The organism is Stenotrophomonas sp. PS02289 (assembly GCF_029960115.1).
Lineage (GTDB): Bacteria > Pseudomonadota > Gammaproteobacteria > Xanthomonadales > Xanthomonadaceae > Stenotrophomonas.
The window spans coordinates 1-16,740 of record NZ_JASCOZ010000093.1 but is presented as its reverse complement, the minus strand read 5'-3'; the positions used below and the strand labels follow the sequence as shown (position 1 = coordinate 16,740).

Sequence of the window (16,740 nt, the reverse complement as noted above, 5' to 3'; positions counted from 1 at the left end):
CGGGGGGCGGGGGGGCGGAGTCTGGCCAAACCACCCCCGCCGCGCGCCCCGGCCGCCCCCCCCCCCCCCCCCCCCCCCCCCCCCCCCCCCCCCCCCCGCTACCGGTTTGATCCGGATCAAGGTGCAGTCCCCTATGCCCCGCCACCATCAAGGCGTCGCACAAGCGAGGGGAATCACCATGCTGCTGGGATTGGACACACAGATCTGGCTCGCCCTGGGCTTCGTACTGGCAGTGCCCGTCGGCATAGTGGGCCTGCTCAAGCTGTGCCTGCGCCGACGTGGTGGGTTGCCGCCCGGTTGGGGCGCAGCGTTGGTGTTGTTCATGGCCGGCTGCTGCTCGGTCGCCATGATCCTCGACAAAGTCGCGTAGAGCCGGGCTCTGCCCGGCTGCTCCACAACTTACAGCCCTTGCCCACCAACAGGCTCCGTCTCAAACCGCTCACCAAACCCGGTGATGAAAGGCCTGGCCCGCGCAATGGCGTCTTGGACACCCGGCAGCGCCAACGATGCACGGTGCAGTTCCGCGCTGTCCCATACCTCGGTAATCCAGACGGCATCCGCGTCAACGGGATCACGCGCCACGATGTAGCTGCGACAGCCGGGCATCTCGCCCGTGCCCTCCAGCAGTATCGCAATGACTGCGTCACGCTGGCCGGGCGCGATATTCATCTTGCCAATCAGTCCGTACATGGAGTGTCTGCCTCAAGTGCGAAGTCCGATCATGCGCCGTACAAAGGTGACGATCAATCCATCACGCATTCACACAGCCTCACGCGCAGCACTAACGCTGTTGACGCAGCCATTCCACGGCAGCCTGTCGGGTACGGTCACCTACACCCAGTTCGCGCACTGACTCATCCGGCACTACTGACGTGCCATCGCCCTTCCCGTTTCGATCTACGAACAGAGCCCCGGTCAGTTGCAGTATCGTGCCATCAGCGAGCCGGTGGCCTGCGTTGGCAGTGGGCACGCCCTTGGTCGGTGCACCGAAGCTGCGGGTGTTGGCCCTGCCCCGGAAGGCCATCACCACAGCCTCGCCCGAACTGGCGGTGCGACCCGAGGTCAGCACCGCCACTGGCAGCTGACCCAGGTCAGGGGCGTCCGCCGACGCAGCCGTTGTGTTGTTCGGCCATGCATCGCGGCTACCGTCGGTGCGCAGGAAATAGCCCGTTGTCTGCCCGCGCAGCAAGGGTTCCAGCCCGGCCAGCATGGGCCACATGATGCCGCCGCCATTCCCGCGCAGATCCACCAGCCAGCCGCGCACGCCCTGCGCGTGCCCCGCTCGCAACGCGTCCAGCACCGCGTCACGGTAACGGTCGCGCAGCGCACGATCGCCAGCTTGAATACCCGGAATCGCAATGTACCCAATGCCGGGCTCCAGCATCTCCCACTGTGGCGCGACAAAGGTGGCCCGTGCAACATGTGGCATGTCAGCCTGGCGTGCCGGGTCGATCAGGAAGCTGTGTCGATCTCCCAGCGCACGGAGGACCTGTTTGATCGCGCTGCGCGCTTCGCCGGGCGTTGCATCTGCCGCCGGCCGCCAGCGCTCACGGAAATCAGATGGCAGTTGATCTGCATTGAAGGCGTTGGACTGGATGACCTCCATGGCCTCGTCATAGAGGACAACACCGGTGATACCGGGTTGAGCCAGGTTTTCCCGAGGAACGAGCCTTACGCCCTCGACAGCGAATCGAGCGCCTTTGCGACCGACAAAACGCATCTCGATCAATCGTGTGCTGGCAGGCACGTCGATAGGCAGGCTCAGGCCTGACAGATCCTCGGGTGCCTCAAGCGTGCGAAAGTTGCGGTCGAGCTTGCGGTGGCCGTCGTACGCCGTCACCGATACCTGCATCTCGCCCGCCTGCAGCGCGCCTTTGTTCACTTCAAGCATGTAATGCGCGACGCGGCTGATATCGCGCTGCACCGCAAAGCCATACCCACAGCTCTCGGGACTGGCGTCCACGGTGATGGTCGCGCCATGCGCTGTTACCGGTGACGCGGTAAATGAGCGCGTGCAGTCGCCCCCGATGTCCTGGATACCCTCGCGCCAGGGCTTGTCCATCTTGACAGCAATCCAGCTGGCTGCCCCTCCTACAACAACCAGCAAGGCGCCGGCCACCCAGATCAGTGCCGTCTTGATTCGCACCCTTGTCCCATCCGTGGATTCACTGAGCAATAGCGTAACGCCACGCCACCGAGTTTCGCAGCTGCTGCACCATGTGCTCCAGAAACACGCGCACCCGAGGGGCCAACTGCCGCCCCGGCCCATGCACCGCACTGAGCGGCGAAGTGGCCAGCGCGAAATCGGGCAGCACCTCCACCAGTCGACCGGAATCCAGATCTTCGGCTACATCCCAGATCGACTTGCGGGCAATGCCCGCGCCCTGCACCGCCAGCACCTGGGCGGCATCACCGTCATCACACAGGGTGCTGGCCTCCAGCGGGAACGCCACGGTGCCGTCGGCACCGGCGAACATCCACTGGGAGACCGGCGGGCTGCCGGAGGCAATCAGGTCATGCCCGCGCAGATCGTCAATGCTGCGCGGGATGCCTCGGCGCCGCAGGTACTCCGGTGCGGCACACAGAATGCGTCGATTGGGAGCCAGCTCGCGCGCCACCAGCCGCGAGTCATCGAGCGCGCCGTAGCGAAGGGCCAGTTCGACCCCCTCGCCGACCAGGTCCACCAGTTCGTCGCGTAACGAAAGGTGCACCCGCACGCCCGGGTGCGCCCGCTGGAAGCTGCGTACAGCGGGGACCACATGGCGACGCCCGAAACCGTTCGGTGCGGTGAGCTTTAGCACCCCGGCCACCACGTCCTGGCGCTGCTCAAGCGCCGCCTCGGCGGCATCCACCGCTTCCAGCACCCGGCAGCAATGTTCGTGGAACAGCACGCCTTCGTCGGTCAACGAGGCGCGCCGCGTGCTGCGATTGAGCAGGCGGACCTGCAGCCGTCGTTCCAGCGCGGTCAGCCGCTTGCTCACCACCGCGAGCGACACCCGCAGCTCGCGGGCGGCGGCCGAGAGACTGCCGCCCCGCACGATCCGGTCGAAGGTCCGCAATTCTCCAAGGTCCTCGATCACAGGGTTTGTTTCCTTCAAGGCAAGAGTACCTTTCCGATATTGCCATTCCGGAAACAGTCGCGCATCCACACAATGTGGCCATTCATGCCCGCCGGGGAAAGGTTGGCAACACCGCCGTGAATGCGCACGCGGTCGCGACAGGACTCGCGCCATGCTGCGCACCAGCCACCCTCCAGGTAGCCAGACAATGACAGACGATGCAGCCAAAGGCGGGCCGACGCTCAGCCGCCGGCGTTTTTTCCAGGGTTTGACCCTGATTCCCGTTGCCGCGGCCCTGCCCGGTTGCGGCCCCACGCCGACCACCGCGGAACCCGCACAGGCCGGCCCGGCCCCGGATTACACCCCGCAGTACTTCAGCGCCGCCGAGTGGACCTGCGTCACCGCAATCTGCGACCGGCTGATCCCGGCCGATGAGACAGGCCCTGGCGCAGTGGAATCGGGCGTGCCTGAGTTCCTCGACCGCCACATGCAGACGCCCTACGCCGCCGGCGCGATCTGGTACATGCAGGGGCCGTTCCTGGAAGCCCCCAGTGAGTTCGGCTATCAGGGCAAGCTGGCCCTGCGCGAGATCATCAAGATCGGCCTGGGGGCATTTGATGCCCACTGCCGCAAGGCGTTCGACGGCAAAACCTTTGCCGAGCTGGACCACGCCCAGCAGGAAACCCTGCTCAAGGCCGCCGAGGGCGGCAAGCTGGAGCTGGAAGGCATTTCCAGCAAGCTGTTCTTCTCCAACCTGCTGGGTGAGGTGAAGAACGGCTACTTCGCCGATCCCAAGTACGGTGCCAACCGCAACATGGGGGCCTGGAAGATGATCGGCTACCCGGGCATGCGCGCGGACTATCTGGACTGGATCGGGGTGCGCGACAAGGCGTACCCGTTGGGACCGGTGGATCTGGCAGGGCGCAGGGGCTGATACGAATGGCAATCACGAAACCGAAGGTCGACGCGGTCATCGTCGGCATGGGCTGGACCGGGGCGATCCTGGCCAAGGAACTCACCGACGCTGGCTTGAACGTGGTCGCGCTGGAGCGCGGCGGCGACCGCGACACGCAACCGGACTTCGCCTATCCCAAGGTGGTCGATGAGCTGGAAGGCTCGGTGCATCGCCGTTACCTGCAGAGTCTGTCGCAGGAAACGGTCACCATCCGTCATAAGCCTTCCGATACGGCCGTGCCGTATCGCCAGATGGGCTCGTTCAAACCAGGCACGGGCGTCGGCGGTGCCGGCAGCCACTGGTCGGGCGCGCACTTCCGCCCGCTGCCGGAAGACATGGTCCTGCGTAGCAATGTGGAACAGCGCTACGGCAAGAACTTCATCCCGGCCGACATGACCATCCAGGATTTCCCGGTCACCTATGCCGAACTGGAACCTCACCTGCACATGTTCGAACTGGTGTGCGGCACCTCCGGCAAGGCCGGTGTGATCAACGGCGTGGTCCAGGAAGGCGGCAACCCGTTCGAAGGCTCGCGCTCGGCCGAGTATCCGCTGGGCCCAAATCCGAACTATCTCGGCGGCGAGCAGTTCTACAAGGCGGCCAAGGAAATGGGCTGGCATCCCTACCCCATTCCGGCCTCCAACGCGTCCGGTCCCTATGTGAACCCCTACGGCTGCCAGCTGGGCCCGTGCAACGCCTGCGGCTTCTGCAGCGACTACGGCTGCCTGAACTACTCCAAGGCCAGCCCGAACGCGTGCATCCTGCCGGTGCTGCGCCAGCGCCCGAAGTTCGAACTGCGTACCCATTCGCAGGTGCTCAAGGTCAATCTGGACAGCACTGGCAAGAAGGCGACCGGCGTGACCTATCTGGACGCGCAGGGTCGTGAAATCGAACAGCCGGCCGACCTGGTGCTGCTGTGCGCGTTCCAGCTGTACAACGTGCACCTGATGCTGCTTTCGGGCATCGGCCAGCCCTACGATCCGGAATCCAATACCGGCACGGTAGGCCGCAACTATTCGTACCAGAACCTCAACCGCGTGGTGCTGTTCTTCGACAAGGACGTGCAGGCCAATGGCTTCATCGGCATTGGTGGCGCAGGCACGACGATGGACGACCTCAACGGCAACCAGCTGGACAACGCCAAGGCTGGCTTCGTCGGTGGCGGCCTGGTCTGGGCCCGCCAGCCGGGTGCCGGTCCGGTGCGCGGCATCAATGTGCCCTCCGGTACGCCGGCCTGGGGCGCGCAGTGGAAGAAGGCAGCCGCCGACAACTTCCGCCATAACTTCTACTACGAAGTCCAGGGCGCGTGCATGGCCTACCGCCAGCACTACCTGAGTCTGGACCCCACCTACAAGGACAGCTTCGGCCGACCGCTGCTGCGCATGACCTTCGACTGGCATCCCAACGAGATCAAGGCCTCGCAGTTCTTCGTGGGCAAAGCCCTGGAAATGAGCAAGGTGCTCAACCCGCTGTCGATGAGCGGCGACGCAAAGAAAGACGGCGAGCGCTACAACATCACCAAGTACCAGAGCACGCACACCTGTGGCGGCGCGATCATGGGTGCCGACCCGAAGACCTCGGCCCTGAACCGCTACCTGCAGAGCTGGGACGTGTCGAACGTGTTCGTGATCGGGGCCAATGCGTTCCCGCAGAACAACGGCTACAACCCGACCGGGCTGGTGGGCGGTTTGGCGTACTGGGCGGCCACGGCCATTCGTGAAAAGTACCTGCCCGACCCGGGCCCGCTGGTCCAGGCTTGAGGAGACGCCAATGAAAAAGCTGCTCCTCTGGATCGTGGTGATTGCCGTGCTGGTGCTGCTGGCGGCACTGGCCTATGCCTTCATCCCCACCAAGACCCGCGTGCTGGCCGATGGCCCCGCCCCCGACGCGGCCCTGATCGAACGCGGCCGCTATCTGGCCGCCGCGGGCGACTGCACGGCCTGTCACACCCGACCTGGCGGCAAGCCGTTCGCGGGCGGACTGCCGGTGGCCTCACCGCTGGGCAACATCTACAGCACCAACATCACCCCGGACAAGACCACCGGCATCGGTGCGTACTCGCTGGATGATTTCGACCGCGCCGTGCGCCACGGCATCACCCCGGACGGTCGCACGCTTTACCCGGCGATGCCCTACCCCTCGTATGCGCGCATCAGCGACGACGACGTGCGCGCCCTGCACGCGTACTTCCTGCACGGCGACATCGCGCCGGTCAACGAAGCCAACCGGCCGGCGGAGATTCCGTGGCCGATGTCGATGCGCTGGCCGCTGGCGATCTGGCGCAAGACCTTCGCACCGGATGCAGACGCGGTGGCCTTCGACGCCAGCAAGTATGGCGATCCGTTGCTCGCCCGGGGCGCGTATCTGGTGCAGGGCCTGGGTCATTGCGGCAGCTGCCATACCCCGCGCGGCTTTGCCCTGCAGGAAAAGGCACTGGACGAATCGGGCGAGGCCTATCTGAGCGGTGGCCAGATCATCGACGGCTGGAACGCGGTGAACCTGCGCGGCAACGAGGCCGACGGCCTGGGCCGCTGGAGCGCGCAGGACATCGTCGAGACGCTGCAGACCGGGCGCAATGCGCACACCGCTGTCGTGGGCACCCCCATGGCCGACGTGGTCCGCCACAGCACCCAGCACCTGACCGAAGAAGACCTGCGGGCGATGGCGGCGTATCTGAAGCAGCTGCCGGCGGCCTCGCATGATCCTTCGTCGTACGCGGTGAGTGATGCCACGGCCAAGAAGCTGCAGGCTGGCATCAATGACAGCCGCGGTGCCGAGCTGTTCGTGGACAACTGCGCCGCCTGCCATCGTACCGATGCCAAGGGTTACAAGGACGTCTTCCCCAGGGTCGCCGGCAATCCGACCGTGCTGGCCGACGATCCGACCTCGGTGATCCGTTTGCTGTTGCATGGCAGTGAGCTGCCGTCCACCGCCAAGCGGCCGTCCAACCTCGGCATGCCCGGGTTTGCTGATCGCCTGAGCGATGAGGAAATCGCCCAGCTGGCGACCTATATCCGCCAGGAATTCGGCAACAAGGCTGGTCCGGTGACGGCGAAGCAGTCGGCGGTGGTGCGCAAGCATCTGGAGGATGAAGCCAAGGCCCGAAAGGACGCCCACGACCCCACCGCCGCCGAATCCGCCGACGCCCCGTAGGGACGCGCCATGCGCGTCCGGCGAAGGACCGCGTAAACTCAACGGTTCACACCGTCATGGACCGTTGACCCCGCATGTTCAAGGACCGAACCCCGCGCATTCTGCTGACCTTGGCCCTGATGACGACCGCCGCTCCGGCGGTCGCTTCGGATTTCCGGGGCTTCTTTTCGTTGTTTATTGCCGGCCCGCTGCTGATCTGGATCGCCCTGGTCATCGGTGCCGTTCTGATGCGCCGCCACACCTCGAGCCGCACCGATCGGGTCCGCCATCTACCTGCATTGATGTTGTTGTCTGCGCTGCCCCCATTCGGGTTTCTTGGCCTTCTGGTGCTGACGGTTCCGCTGTCCTACGGCGTGGTGTATGCGGTGATCACCGGGGCTGCTCTGATTGCGCTCGGCTTGTGGGCGGGATGGCAGTTCTGGAAGCACCCTTACGGTCGTACCGCCACCTACTCCGCACGCGTATTGGGTGTCATGGTCGTCGCAACCGTGGGTGTGATGGTGCTCGATGTGTACAACGTCCTGAGCGGCCGAGACTACCTGCGGGACTGGCTGGGACCGCTGATGTGCCTGGCAGGCCTGGTGGCACTTACCCTGTATTTGTGCATCAAGGTCGGCCTGACCCGCGCGGTAGGAATGGGAGCCGGTAGCGTCGCACGACAGTCGACGGCCGATAACGGTGCATCGTCCGGTGGGGCATGACCTCAATCGGAGCGGTCAGCCCGGCGGGGTCCATGCGTTAAAGCACCGATCAAGGTTATCGGCAGGCGTCTTGCGACCGCCTCTACCATTGCGTCGGCGGTTCATTGCCAGGGCGCGTGGCGACGCGTTCATCGGTACGGTGTCGTCCGACCCTACCGTTCTGCCAGCAGAGCCTCGAGACGTGCGACCACGCGATCGCGCGTATCAGCATCCAGCTTTCCGCCATACATCGCCTCATAGATCCACAACCCATCCGCCGCCAACCGCGCAACAAACGCGTCGAGCGCTTCCGGGCTTTCATCCCCCGCCTTCGGCACCCCCGGTGCCCAGCGTGCCATCGCATCCGACCACGGCGCGCGCTCCGCATCGGGTGGCACGGATTCCAGCATGAACATCAACTCGGCGCGGGTGGCGCTCATCGCCGAAACCCGGATGAAGGCCTGGTAGCGCTCGTGCTGCGTGGTCTGGTCCGCCGGCTTGCCCGCCAGCGCCTCCATCTGCGCTTCCCACGTCTGCACCAGATGCGCGTCGATGCCCTGCAGCAGCGCCTCACGCGAGGGGAAGTGGTACAGCAGGCCGCCACGGGTCAGACCCGATTCGGCCGATACCGATTCAAAGGTGACGCCGCGCACGCCGTCACGGTTGATCACGCGGACGGCGGCTTCCAGGATGCGGGTGCGGTTGCTGGTTCTCATCGGCTCAATGTACGGGATTCATGGCGGCCACGGGATGCCCGGCATCGCCACGTAGCAGTCGCCCGGTCACCGCAGCACCCGCCACCAGCACGCCGACGATCACCCACAGACCCCAGTGGTAGCTGGCGTCGTAGGCATGACGCGCCGTGCTCAGCCAACTCCCGGCACCTTCCACCTGCGCCAGGTGCAGCGCCTGTACCAGCCCCTGCCTGGCCGCCTCGGGAATGGTCGGGTCCGCCGGCAGACTCATGCCGTACAGCGCCGCACCCAGACTGCCCAGCAAGGCCACCGCGAACAGTCCGCCGAACTCGTAAGCCACTTCCTCAACTGACGATGCCATGCCCACGCGATACGCCGGCACATTGCCAATGATCGCGGTGGACGCGACCGAGATCGCCGCGCCGGTACCGACGCCGGTCAGGGCCATACCTGCAATCACCCACGGCAGGCCGTGCTGGAATCCCACGGCCACCAGCGCAACGCCAGCAGCCGCGCAGGCGAGTCCTCCGCTGATCAAGGGACGGAACCCAACCCGGTGCAGGAACCCACCGCCCAGCAATGCGCTCGGCAAGGCTCCCAGCGCGGCCACCGACACCAGCAGGCCTGCGTGGAGCGGCGTGAATCCGGCCACCAGCTGGAAACGCTGGGTGGTCAGCAGCTGCAGCCCCGCCAGAGCGAACAAGGTGACAATCGCCGACAGCGTGCCAGCCAGGAAGGTGGGGTTGCGGAAGATGCCGAAGTCCAGCAGCGGATAGGACAACCGTCCCTGCCGGCGCACAAACGCCCACCCACCGGCCACCGCTACCGCGAACGCCACGCTGCCGGTCACTGCGGACACCGGCGTGGCAATCAACGACTTGATCGCCAGCACCAGGCCCGACAGCGTCACCAGCGCCAGCAACGAGGACGGCAGATCCCAAGGACGCGTGGTATCACGCACTCCGTTTGGAGCCAGCCACAGCGTGGCCGGCAGTGTCAGCAGCACCACCGGCACATTGATCAAAAACACGGCGCCCCACCAGAAATGCTGCAGCAGCAGGCCGCCAATGATCGGCCCGAGTGCCGCGCCGATCAGTGCGACCGAGCCCCAGATCGCAATGGCGAAGTTGCGCTCGCGTGGGTCCTGAAAGGTGAGGCCGATCAACGCCAGGGTAGCCGGCATCATCGCGGCTGCGCCAACGGCCAGGAAAGCTCGCGCCGCAATCAATTGCTCGGCCGTCGCCGAGAAAGCGGCGGCCAATGAGGCGACACCGAACAGCACCTGCCCTATCAGGAACATGCGCCGGTGGCCGATGCGGTCACCCAACGTGCCCGCGCCGAGCAACAGGCCGGCCATTACCAGCGGGTACGCGTTGATGATCCATAGCGACTGGCTTGCGCTGGCTCCGAGGGCCTCGGTCAACGTCGGCAAGGCCGTGTACAGCACGGAGTTGTCGAGGGTCACCAGGAGCAGGCCGCCGGCCACGGTGAGGAGGAGAAGCCAGCGGCGGGTTTGGGTCATGGGGCTCATGCCATTACTATACCGGATGTCCTGTATAGTTTGGCGTATCAAGAGCAGCCGGGCAGAGCCCGGCTCTACGGGATTCAGGATTGTCGGGGGTTTGCGGGGTTCAGGATTGGCGAGGAGCCGTCAGTTGGTCGGCCAGGCCGCGGTAGATCGGCACCCGGCACACCAGACCAGAGACACCGCGCGCAATCAGCACAGTGGCCAGGATGGGCAACAGCAGATCGCCGCTGTCGGTCAGTTCCAGCGAGATCACCGCCGAGGTCAGCGGTGCCTGGGTCACCCCGGTGAGATAGGCACACATGCCCAGCAGCACGAACGCACGCGGGTCCACCGCCGGCATCAGCGCGGCCAGGTTGTGGCCGATGCCTGCTCCCACGGCCAGCGCCGGCGAGAACAGGCCGCCTGGAATACCCGCCACATAAGAAGCCAGATTCGCCAGGAGCTTCATCAGGCCAAACTCATGCCCGACCACGGCCTGGCCTTGAACCAGGCTGCGCGCCTGCTCATAGCCGGTGCCGAATGCACCTTCGCCAAAGCCTAGCGCCAGCAGCACCACCACCAGCCCGCATCCGGCGGCCAGCATCACCGGATGGCGCTCTCGCAATGCACCCAGCCAACGCGGACGGCCGGCCACGGTCAACAGCACCGCCCGGGCAAAGAGTCCGCCCAGCAGTCCTGCCACCACGCCGCATAACAGAATGGCCACCCAGCCCTGCCCCAACGGCAGGCGCGCGGTCACATGACCAAAGTAGGTGTAGTTCCCCAACAGACCGAGCGACACCACGCCACCCACGATCACCGCCGTCAGCAACGTGCCCGAGAAGCGATGTTCAAAGCGACCACTCAGTTCTTCGATCGCGAACACAATTCCGGCCAACGGCGTGTTGAACGCCGCCGCGATGCCAGCCGCGCCACCCGCCAGCAGAAAGTGCGAGAGCTCGCGCGGGTCACGAAACCCGAACCAGCGTCCGAACAGGTACATCAGGCTGGCACCCACATGCACGGTCGGACCCTCACGACCGACCGATGCGCCGCCCAGCAGCGAAAGCGAAGTCAGCAGCAACTTTCCTGCGGATACGGCAGGCGACAGGTTGACCCTGCGAAATTCCTCATCGGGCTTATCCAGCGCGGCGATCACCTGCGGGATGCCACTGCCACGCGTCGGAAGCAGGGCGCCCGCCGTGAGCCACGCCAGCAACGCGAAGATGCCCGGCGTAAGCAGCAAGGCCCAGTACGGCGAGTGCGCGATGATGCGCTGAAATACGTGAAACGCCGCATCGCTGGCCTTGGCAAACACAATCGCCACCAGCGCAACCACCACTGCCCCACCCCACAGCGCCGCGCGACGTCGCCACGCTTCGCTGAAGACAAGGGCCGCTAGCCGCTGACGCATGCGATGCAGATCAATCATGCGTGAAAGTGTGACAGCTGAATGCGCAATGATGAGGTGAAAGTCTGGCGGATATCCGCACCCAATCAGGCGAAACACTGTGCCGTGTTTGGACTCATCACATGAATGAAGCTAGACTTGATCGCTTTCATTCGCAAAATGGAGGCAAGGGACGCAATCGTGCGAGCATTTCCCTTTCTTTTCGTCGCGGCAATGGCAGGCACTCCGTTTGCCGCTCAATCCGCAGAAAACCCCGTAAAACAAGACGCCGAGCCGTATTTCCATGCCGGCGGCGCAGTCCGCTTCAACTACGGGTGGCTCGATTATGGCCCCACCAGTGGACTGCAACTGGAACTGCTGCGTGCCGATGTAAAAGGCGGTAGCGGCCCGATGTTCTTCTCGGCGCAGTACCGCTGGTACGACGGCTTTGACGCCGTCCATCACGCCTACGTGGGTGCGAAGTTCAATGACAGCACCGACATCAAGCTAGGTATCCAGCAGGTGCCGTTTGGTCTGTTGCCTACGGTGTCACAGAGCTTCTGGTTCGGTTCCGGCTACTACCTCGGCATCGAGGACGACTACGACCCGGGCGTGGTGGTCACGCACCAGCAGGGTGACACCACATGGCATGCCGGCTACTTCACCGGTGACGAATACGGCATTGGCGCACGCTACGACCGCTACTCATTCGACGTCGCACAGACCGACGCCCTGCCCTACCGCGAACGCGGGCGGGTGCATGCGCGTGTCGAAAAAGCACTGGACTGGAACAACGGTGAACTTCTGATCGGTGCATCTGGCTTTGCCGGCAAGGTGCAGAACACCCACACCCGCCACCATCATGGTCATCAAGGTGCCGCCGTCCATGCTCAGTGGAAGCGCGACGGCTGGACCGCGCAGCTGCAATGGGCCCGCTATCGTTACGACATTCCCGAACAGCGTATTGCACTCTCCGCGTTCGAGGCCCCGTTCGAGATTGCCGCACAGGCCGACGTGCCCAGCGCCAACATCGCCTATTCCTTCGGCGAGAGCCGCTGGCTGGACGATGTGACCTGCTACAACAACCTCAGCATGACCCGCCCGGTCGGCCATAGCGACGGAGTGCGCGATTCCTGGCAGAACGTCACCGGCTGCAGCTTCGGCAAAGGCATCATGCTCACCTACGTTGACTGGATCGCCGGCAAGGACATGTGGTTCGCCGGTGGCGAAGGCATCGGCATCGACAACGGGGGCCCCTCGCGCTGGCACTCCCGCCTCAACGTCAACATCGGCTTCTACTTCTGACTGTCTGAAGGACGCTCACCACCCGACTCGTTTCCACGGAGGAACCCATGCAGAGCACCGCTCCGCACCATCCCCCCGTTCGCCAGCGGATTCTGCCGCAGGTGTTCATTCCCACCGCCGCCATCGTCATTGCCCTGCTTGCACTGGCGGCGCTCGCTCCAGAACTGGCCACATCGTGGTTCACCACCGCCAAGACCTGGGCGGCCAATGATGCAGGCTGGTTCACCATTCTTTCCGTCGCCGGCTTTCTGGTCTTCGTGGTCGGCGTTGCGCTCAGCCGCTTCGGCCAGCTCAAGCTGGGGCCGGACCACAGCACCCCCGACTACAGCTATGGCAGCTGGTTTGCGATGCTGTTCGCCGCTGGCATGGGCATCGGCCTGATGTTCTTCGGCGTGGCCGAGCCGATCATGCATTACGCCACACCGCCGGTGGGTGCGCCGGAAACCGCCGAGGCCGCCAAGCAGGCCATGCGCATCACCTTCTTCCACTGGGGCATCCACGCCTGGGCGATCTACGCGGTGGTAGCGCTGTCGCTGGCCTACTTCGCGTACCGCCACAACCTGCCGCTGCGGGTGCGCTCAGCGCTGTATCCGCTGATAGGCGAGCGCATCCACGGGCCCATCGGGCACGCAGTGGACACCTTTGCCGCACTGGGCACCATCTTTGGTCTGGCTACCTCGCTGGGCCTGGGGGTGATGCAGATCAACGCCGGCCTGAACTATCTGTTCGGCTGGGAGGTGACCACCCTGACCCAGGTGGGTCTGATCATCGCCATTACCCTGGTCGCCACCGGCTCGGTGGTGGCAGGGCTGGACAGCGGCGTGCGTCGTCTGTCCGAGCTGAACATGATTCTGGCCGCGGCGCTGCTGGCGTTCGTGCTGGTCTGCGGACCCACCGCGCACCTGATGCAGACGCTGGTGCAGAACACCGGCATGTATGTGTCGCAGCTGTTCTCCATGACCTTCAATCTGTATGCCTACGAGCCGACCGGCTGGCTGGGCGGCTGGACTTTGTTCTACTGGGGCTGGTGGATTGCGTGGTCACCGTTCGTGGGCATGTTCATCGCCCGCATTTCGCGCGGCCGCACCGTGCGCGAGTTCACCGTCGGCGTACTGCTGGTACCGGTGGGCTTCACCTTCCTGTGGATGACGATCTATGGCAACACCGCACTGGACATGGTCCGGGGCGAAGGGGTCCACCATCTGGTCGAAGCCGTCGCCACCGACAGCTCCATTGCCCTGTTTGAGTTCCTTGAGCACCTGCCCCTGACGTTGCTCACGTCGTCGCTGGCGGTGCTGCTGGTGGCACTGTTCTTCATCACCTCGGCGGACTCGGGCGCACTGGTGATCGACATGCTCACCTCGAAAGGCGAGGAGGAATCACCGCTCTGGCAGCGCATCTTCTGGGCCTTGCTGGTCGGCGCACTGGCCATTGCCCTGCTGATTGCAGGCGGACTGGAATCACTGCAGGCGGCCACCATTGCCAGTGCCCTGCCCTTTACCGTGGTGATGACCCTGATGTGCTGGGGCCTGCTCAAGGCCATGCACCTGGATGCCACCAAGCGCTCGATTCTGCGCGAGGCCCGCATTCTGCCGGGTACCAGCGACGACTGGAAGGCCCGCTTGAAGCTGCTGGCGCACAATCCGCTCAAGATCGAGGTCACCGGCTTCATCCAGCAGAAAGTGCTGCCGGCACTACAGGATGTCGCCACCGAACTTCGCAAGCAGGAGCTGCCAGTGCAGGTCACGCATGGCGAAGACGGGCGCGCCTGGCTGCAGGTCGGCCACGGCGAAGAGATGGACTTCTTCTACTCCGTGCGGCCGCAGCCCTATGCCGCGCCGACCTTCGCCCTGCAGGATCCGCGTCGGCCGGTGAAGGAAGGCACTCAGTACTACCGGGCAGAGGTTTACCTGCGTGAAGGTGGTCAGGACTACGACGTGATGGGCTGGACCCAGGTGCAGCTGATCCACGACGTGCTGGACCAGTACGAACGCCACCGCCAGTTCCTCGACCGGGTGCGCTGATACGAAACGAAAAAGGGGCCGCAATGCGGCCCCCTTTTTAACGTCCCATCGCTTTGGACACCGCCTGCTCCTGCACCTGGGTTTCCTGCTGCTGCGCCTGCGCACTGTCCGCGAGCCGCTGATTCACACCTTCCAGCGCCTGCAGATGCGCTTCCACCGGCGTGGCCACGGCCTGCGCGGTCTCGGTCCGGGCAATCTGCCGGTCTGCCGCGTGCGGCTCACCCTGCACCGCGAACGCGTAACGCGCGTCGTCGCTCAACACGGCCTCGTCGATCCGGCACATGCCCTTGTCCTTGGCCACGACCAGCAGTGCCATGCTCAGGCGATCGGTGCTCTGGTCCGGCTGACGGCCAAGACTGGCGTCCAGGCGTGAGACGGCTTCCTGGGTCTGCAGCCAGAGGGGATGATCAGCGCTGCTGGGCTGGCGCGGGTCATTGACCGGCACCAGTGGCGACGGCGGCGGCAGATCACGCAGATGCGCCCCGTCCACCGTGGCATCGATCTTCTGCGCACCGGCCTGCTTGTCGGCCGTTGCAATCCGGAACATATGCTCGGCCATGCCATGCTCGGACAGCCCTTGGTTGCGCGCCAGCGATCCCGCATAGTCATCCACATCGGTCTGCAGTGCGCCCTTGCCATCCTTCACCAGCAACTGCCAGCGCGGCCCGAGCATCGGGTTGTCCTGCACCATCTGCTGGGTGCGCTCCATCATCGAGCGCAGCTGCTCTTCACTGAAGCTGACGGTATTGAGCTCGCCCTCCCTGACCGGTGAGCGCAGCAAACGACTGGTATCACCTGTCAGCGCGGCATTGAGATTGCCGGCAATCTGCCTGCCCTGCTCATGCTGGCGCAGGTCGAAGGTGAGCTCGTAGCGCCTCTGATCACGCAGTTCCTGACCGTCGATTCCGTACTCAGCAACCCGGGTAATCGGTACATTGTCGCTGAAGTGCAGTTTGCTCAGTTCCGTGTAGCTGCCGTCGTCGCGGCGGACCTGGATCACATCATTGCTGTTGCGTGCACCGGCTGCGTCCACCCCGAACACGGAACCCAACTCGACCTTCAGGCGCACCTGCGAGCTCGCGCCCAGCCGCACGACCGTGGCCACATCGGACATCCCTGGCGTTTTCGAATCCAGCGCGCCATTGGCCACGAACTGCTGATAGGCCGAGCGACCGTCCGCCTCGGCCAGATCAAAGGTGGCGGTGCGCACACTGGACTGGCCCATCGCATCCTGACGCCCTGCGATCGCAGTAATGCCACGCACAGAGAAACCAAGACCATTGAAGGCCTCTACGGCACTATTGGGGCCCGTGGTAACACGCACGCGACCATCATCCAGCCGATCCACACGGAAGCTGGCACCTTCGGCCTCGGTCAGCTTGTGGTCGACCGCAATACGACGGAACGTGCCGGACAGCGCGGTTCCGCTGAACGATTGTGCGTCCAGGGTGACGCTGCTTCCCTTTGGCAGGCTCTGCGGATCGAAGGGGTTGATGCGGGTCGGATCGGTGCCATCGCCCTCGGGAAGGCTGACCCGGTAGCGGCCACGCAGGCCCTCGGTTTGGGTCGACTCCACGATGCCGCCATTCAGACGTTGACCCGCAACCGTCTCCATCTCGAGCTGGTACTGAACGCGACCGTCCGCCCTGATTTCACTGGCACCCAGCGTGGTGGCCCGGAATGGACCACCTGCGGGGCCTGCGCCCTGTTGCCGGGCCTCCTGGGTGACCTTCACGACACCGTCGCCGGGCGTGGCACTGACCGACGTGCGGCCGACCTTGCCGTGAATTTCGGAGTTGGATGAGGTGTAAGTCGGATCGAAGGCTACGTCGGCGGCGTTGCGCGCGGCCGCGTCAGCAGACGCGCCCTCCTTCCGTGTCGGGTCGTTCATGTCACTTCCATTTGCTACAGACGACCCGAGTATAAACTGCCGTCGCCACTGCATGTGTCAAATCATTGACACATGCAGTGG

The 16,740-nt window shown here is 64.7% G+C and carries 14 protein-coding genes; 7 read left to right on the top strand and 7 right to left on the bottom strand.

Annotation, left to right across the window (positions count from 1 at the left end; all coding sequences use genetic code 11):
• The first annotated feature begins 178 nt into the window (after nt 1-178).
• Nucleotides 179-370 (top strand): hypothetical protein, encoded by a 192-nt coding sequence (locus tag QMX83_RS13625; RefSeq protein WP_282297179.1) that lies wholly within the window; start codon nt 179-181, stop codon nt 368-370.
• A 29-nt stretch (nt 371-399) separates the two neighbouring features.
• Here QMX83_RS13625 and QMX83_RS13620 read toward each other — a convergent pair whose 3' ends face one another.
• From QMX83_RS13620 to QMX83_RS13610, 3 genes are all read right to left on the bottom strand, one after another.
• Nucleotides 400-690, bottom strand: a complete 291-nt coding sequence (locus QMX83_RS13620) for a putative quinol monooxygenase (protein ID WP_282297178.1) — start codon at nt 688-690, stop codon at nt 400-402.
• 91 nt (nt 691-781) lie between these two features.
• Nucleotides 782-2,146, bottom strand: a complete 1,365-nt coding sequence (locus QMX83_RS13615) for a S41 family peptidase (protein WP_282297177.1) — start codon at nt 2,144-2,146, stop codon at nt 782-784.
• Between the two features lie 19 nt (nt 2,147-2,165).
• The gene (locus tag QMX83_RS13610) at nt 2,166-3,080 is read right to left on the bottom strand and encodes a LysR family transcriptional regulator (protein ID WP_282297176.1); all 915 of its coding nucleotides are present in this window, start codon (nt 3,078-3,080) and stop codon (nt 2,166-2,168) included.
• A gap of 187 nt (nt 3,081-3,267) precedes the next feature.
• Here QMX83_RS13610 and QMX83_RS13605 point away from each other — a divergent pair, with 187 nt between their 5' ends.
• The 4 genes from QMX83_RS13605 to QMX83_RS13590 all read left to right on the top strand — a co-directional run bounded on the left by QMX83_RS13605 (nt 3,268) and on the right by QMX83_RS13590 (nt 7,868).
• On the top strand, nt 3,268-3,993 hold the full coding sequence (locus tag QMX83_RS13605; protein ID WP_282297175.1) for a gluconate 2-dehydrogenase subunit 3 family protein: 726 nt from the start codon (nt 3,268-3,270) through the stop codon (nt 3,991-3,993).
• Nucleotides 3,994-3,998: 5 nt separating this feature from the next.
• A complete protein-coding gene (locus QMX83_RS13600; RefSeq protein ID WP_282297174.1) occupies nt 3,999-5,774 on the top strand; it encodes a GMC family oxidoreductase in 1,776 nt (591 codons plus the stop codon).
• A gap of 10 nt (nt 5,775-5,784) precedes the next feature.
• Nucleotides 5,785-7,167 carry a c-type cytochrome gene (locus QMX83_RS13595; protein ID WP_282297173.1) on the top strand — a complete coding sequence of 461 codons (1,383 nt, stop codon included), beginning with the start codon at nt 5,785-5,787 and terminating at the stop codon, nt 7,165-7,167.
• A gap of 119 nt (nt 7,168-7,286) precedes the next feature.
• Nucleotides 7,287-7,868 (top strand): hypothetical protein, encoded by a 582-nt coding sequence (locus QMX83_RS13590; RefSeq protein WP_282297172.1) that lies wholly within the window; start codon nt 7,287-7,289, stop codon nt 7,866-7,868.
• A gap of 152 nt (nt 7,869-8,020) precedes the next feature.
• Here QMX83_RS13590 and QMX83_RS13585 read toward each other — a convergent pair whose 3' ends face one another.
• From QMX83_RS13585 to QMX83_RS13575, 3 genes are all read right to left on the bottom strand, one after another.
• Nucleotides 8,021-8,563 carry a TetR/AcrR family transcriptional regulator gene (locus QMX83_RS13585; RefSeq protein WP_282297171.1) on the bottom strand — a complete coding sequence of 181 codons (543 nt, stop codon included), beginning with the start codon at nt 8,561-8,563 and terminating at the stop codon, nt 8,021-8,023.
• A gap of 4 nt (nt 8,564-8,567) precedes the next feature.
• Nucleotides 8,568-10,073 carry an MFS transporter gene (locus QMX83_RS13580; RefSeq protein ID WP_336618962.1) on the bottom strand — a complete coding sequence of 502 codons (1,506 nt, stop codon included), beginning with the start codon at nt 10,071-10,073 and terminating at the stop codon, nt 8,568-8,570.
• A 100-nt stretch (nt 10,074-10,173) separates the two neighbouring features.
• Entirely contained in the window at nt 10,174-11,481 is a 1,308-nt protein-coding gene (locus tag QMX83_RS13575; protein ID WP_282297169.1) for a chloride channel protein, read from the bottom strand.
• 192 nt (nt 11,482-11,673) lie between these two features.
• Between QMX83_RS13575 and QMX83_RS13570 the strand changes: the two genes are divergently transcribed.
• Together QMX83_RS13570 and betT are read left to right on the top strand one after the other, a co-directional pair.
• Nucleotides 11,674-12,744, top strand: a complete 1,071-nt coding sequence (locus tag QMX83_RS13570) for a hypothetical protein (RefSeq protein ID WP_282297168.1) — start codon at nt 11,674-11,676, stop codon at nt 12,742-12,744.
• Nucleotides 12,745-12,791: 47 nt separating this feature from the next.
• Nucleotides 12,792-14,768, top strand: a complete 1,977-nt coding sequence (gene betT, locus QMX83_RS13565; protein WP_282297167.1) for a choline BCCT transporter BetT — start codon at nt 12,792-12,794, stop codon at nt 14,766-14,768.
• 37 nt (nt 14,769-14,805) lie between these two features.
• On the opposite strand, the gene QMX83_RS13560 is transcribed toward betT, so the two are convergent.
• The gene (locus QMX83_RS13560; protein WP_282297166.1) at nt 14,806-16,659 is read right to left on the bottom strand and encodes an XVIPCD domain-containing protein; all 1,854 of its coding nucleotides are present in this window, start codon (nt 16,657-16,659) and stop codon (nt 14,806-14,808) included.
• Between the last annotated feature and the right edge of the window lie 81 nt (nt 16,660-16,740).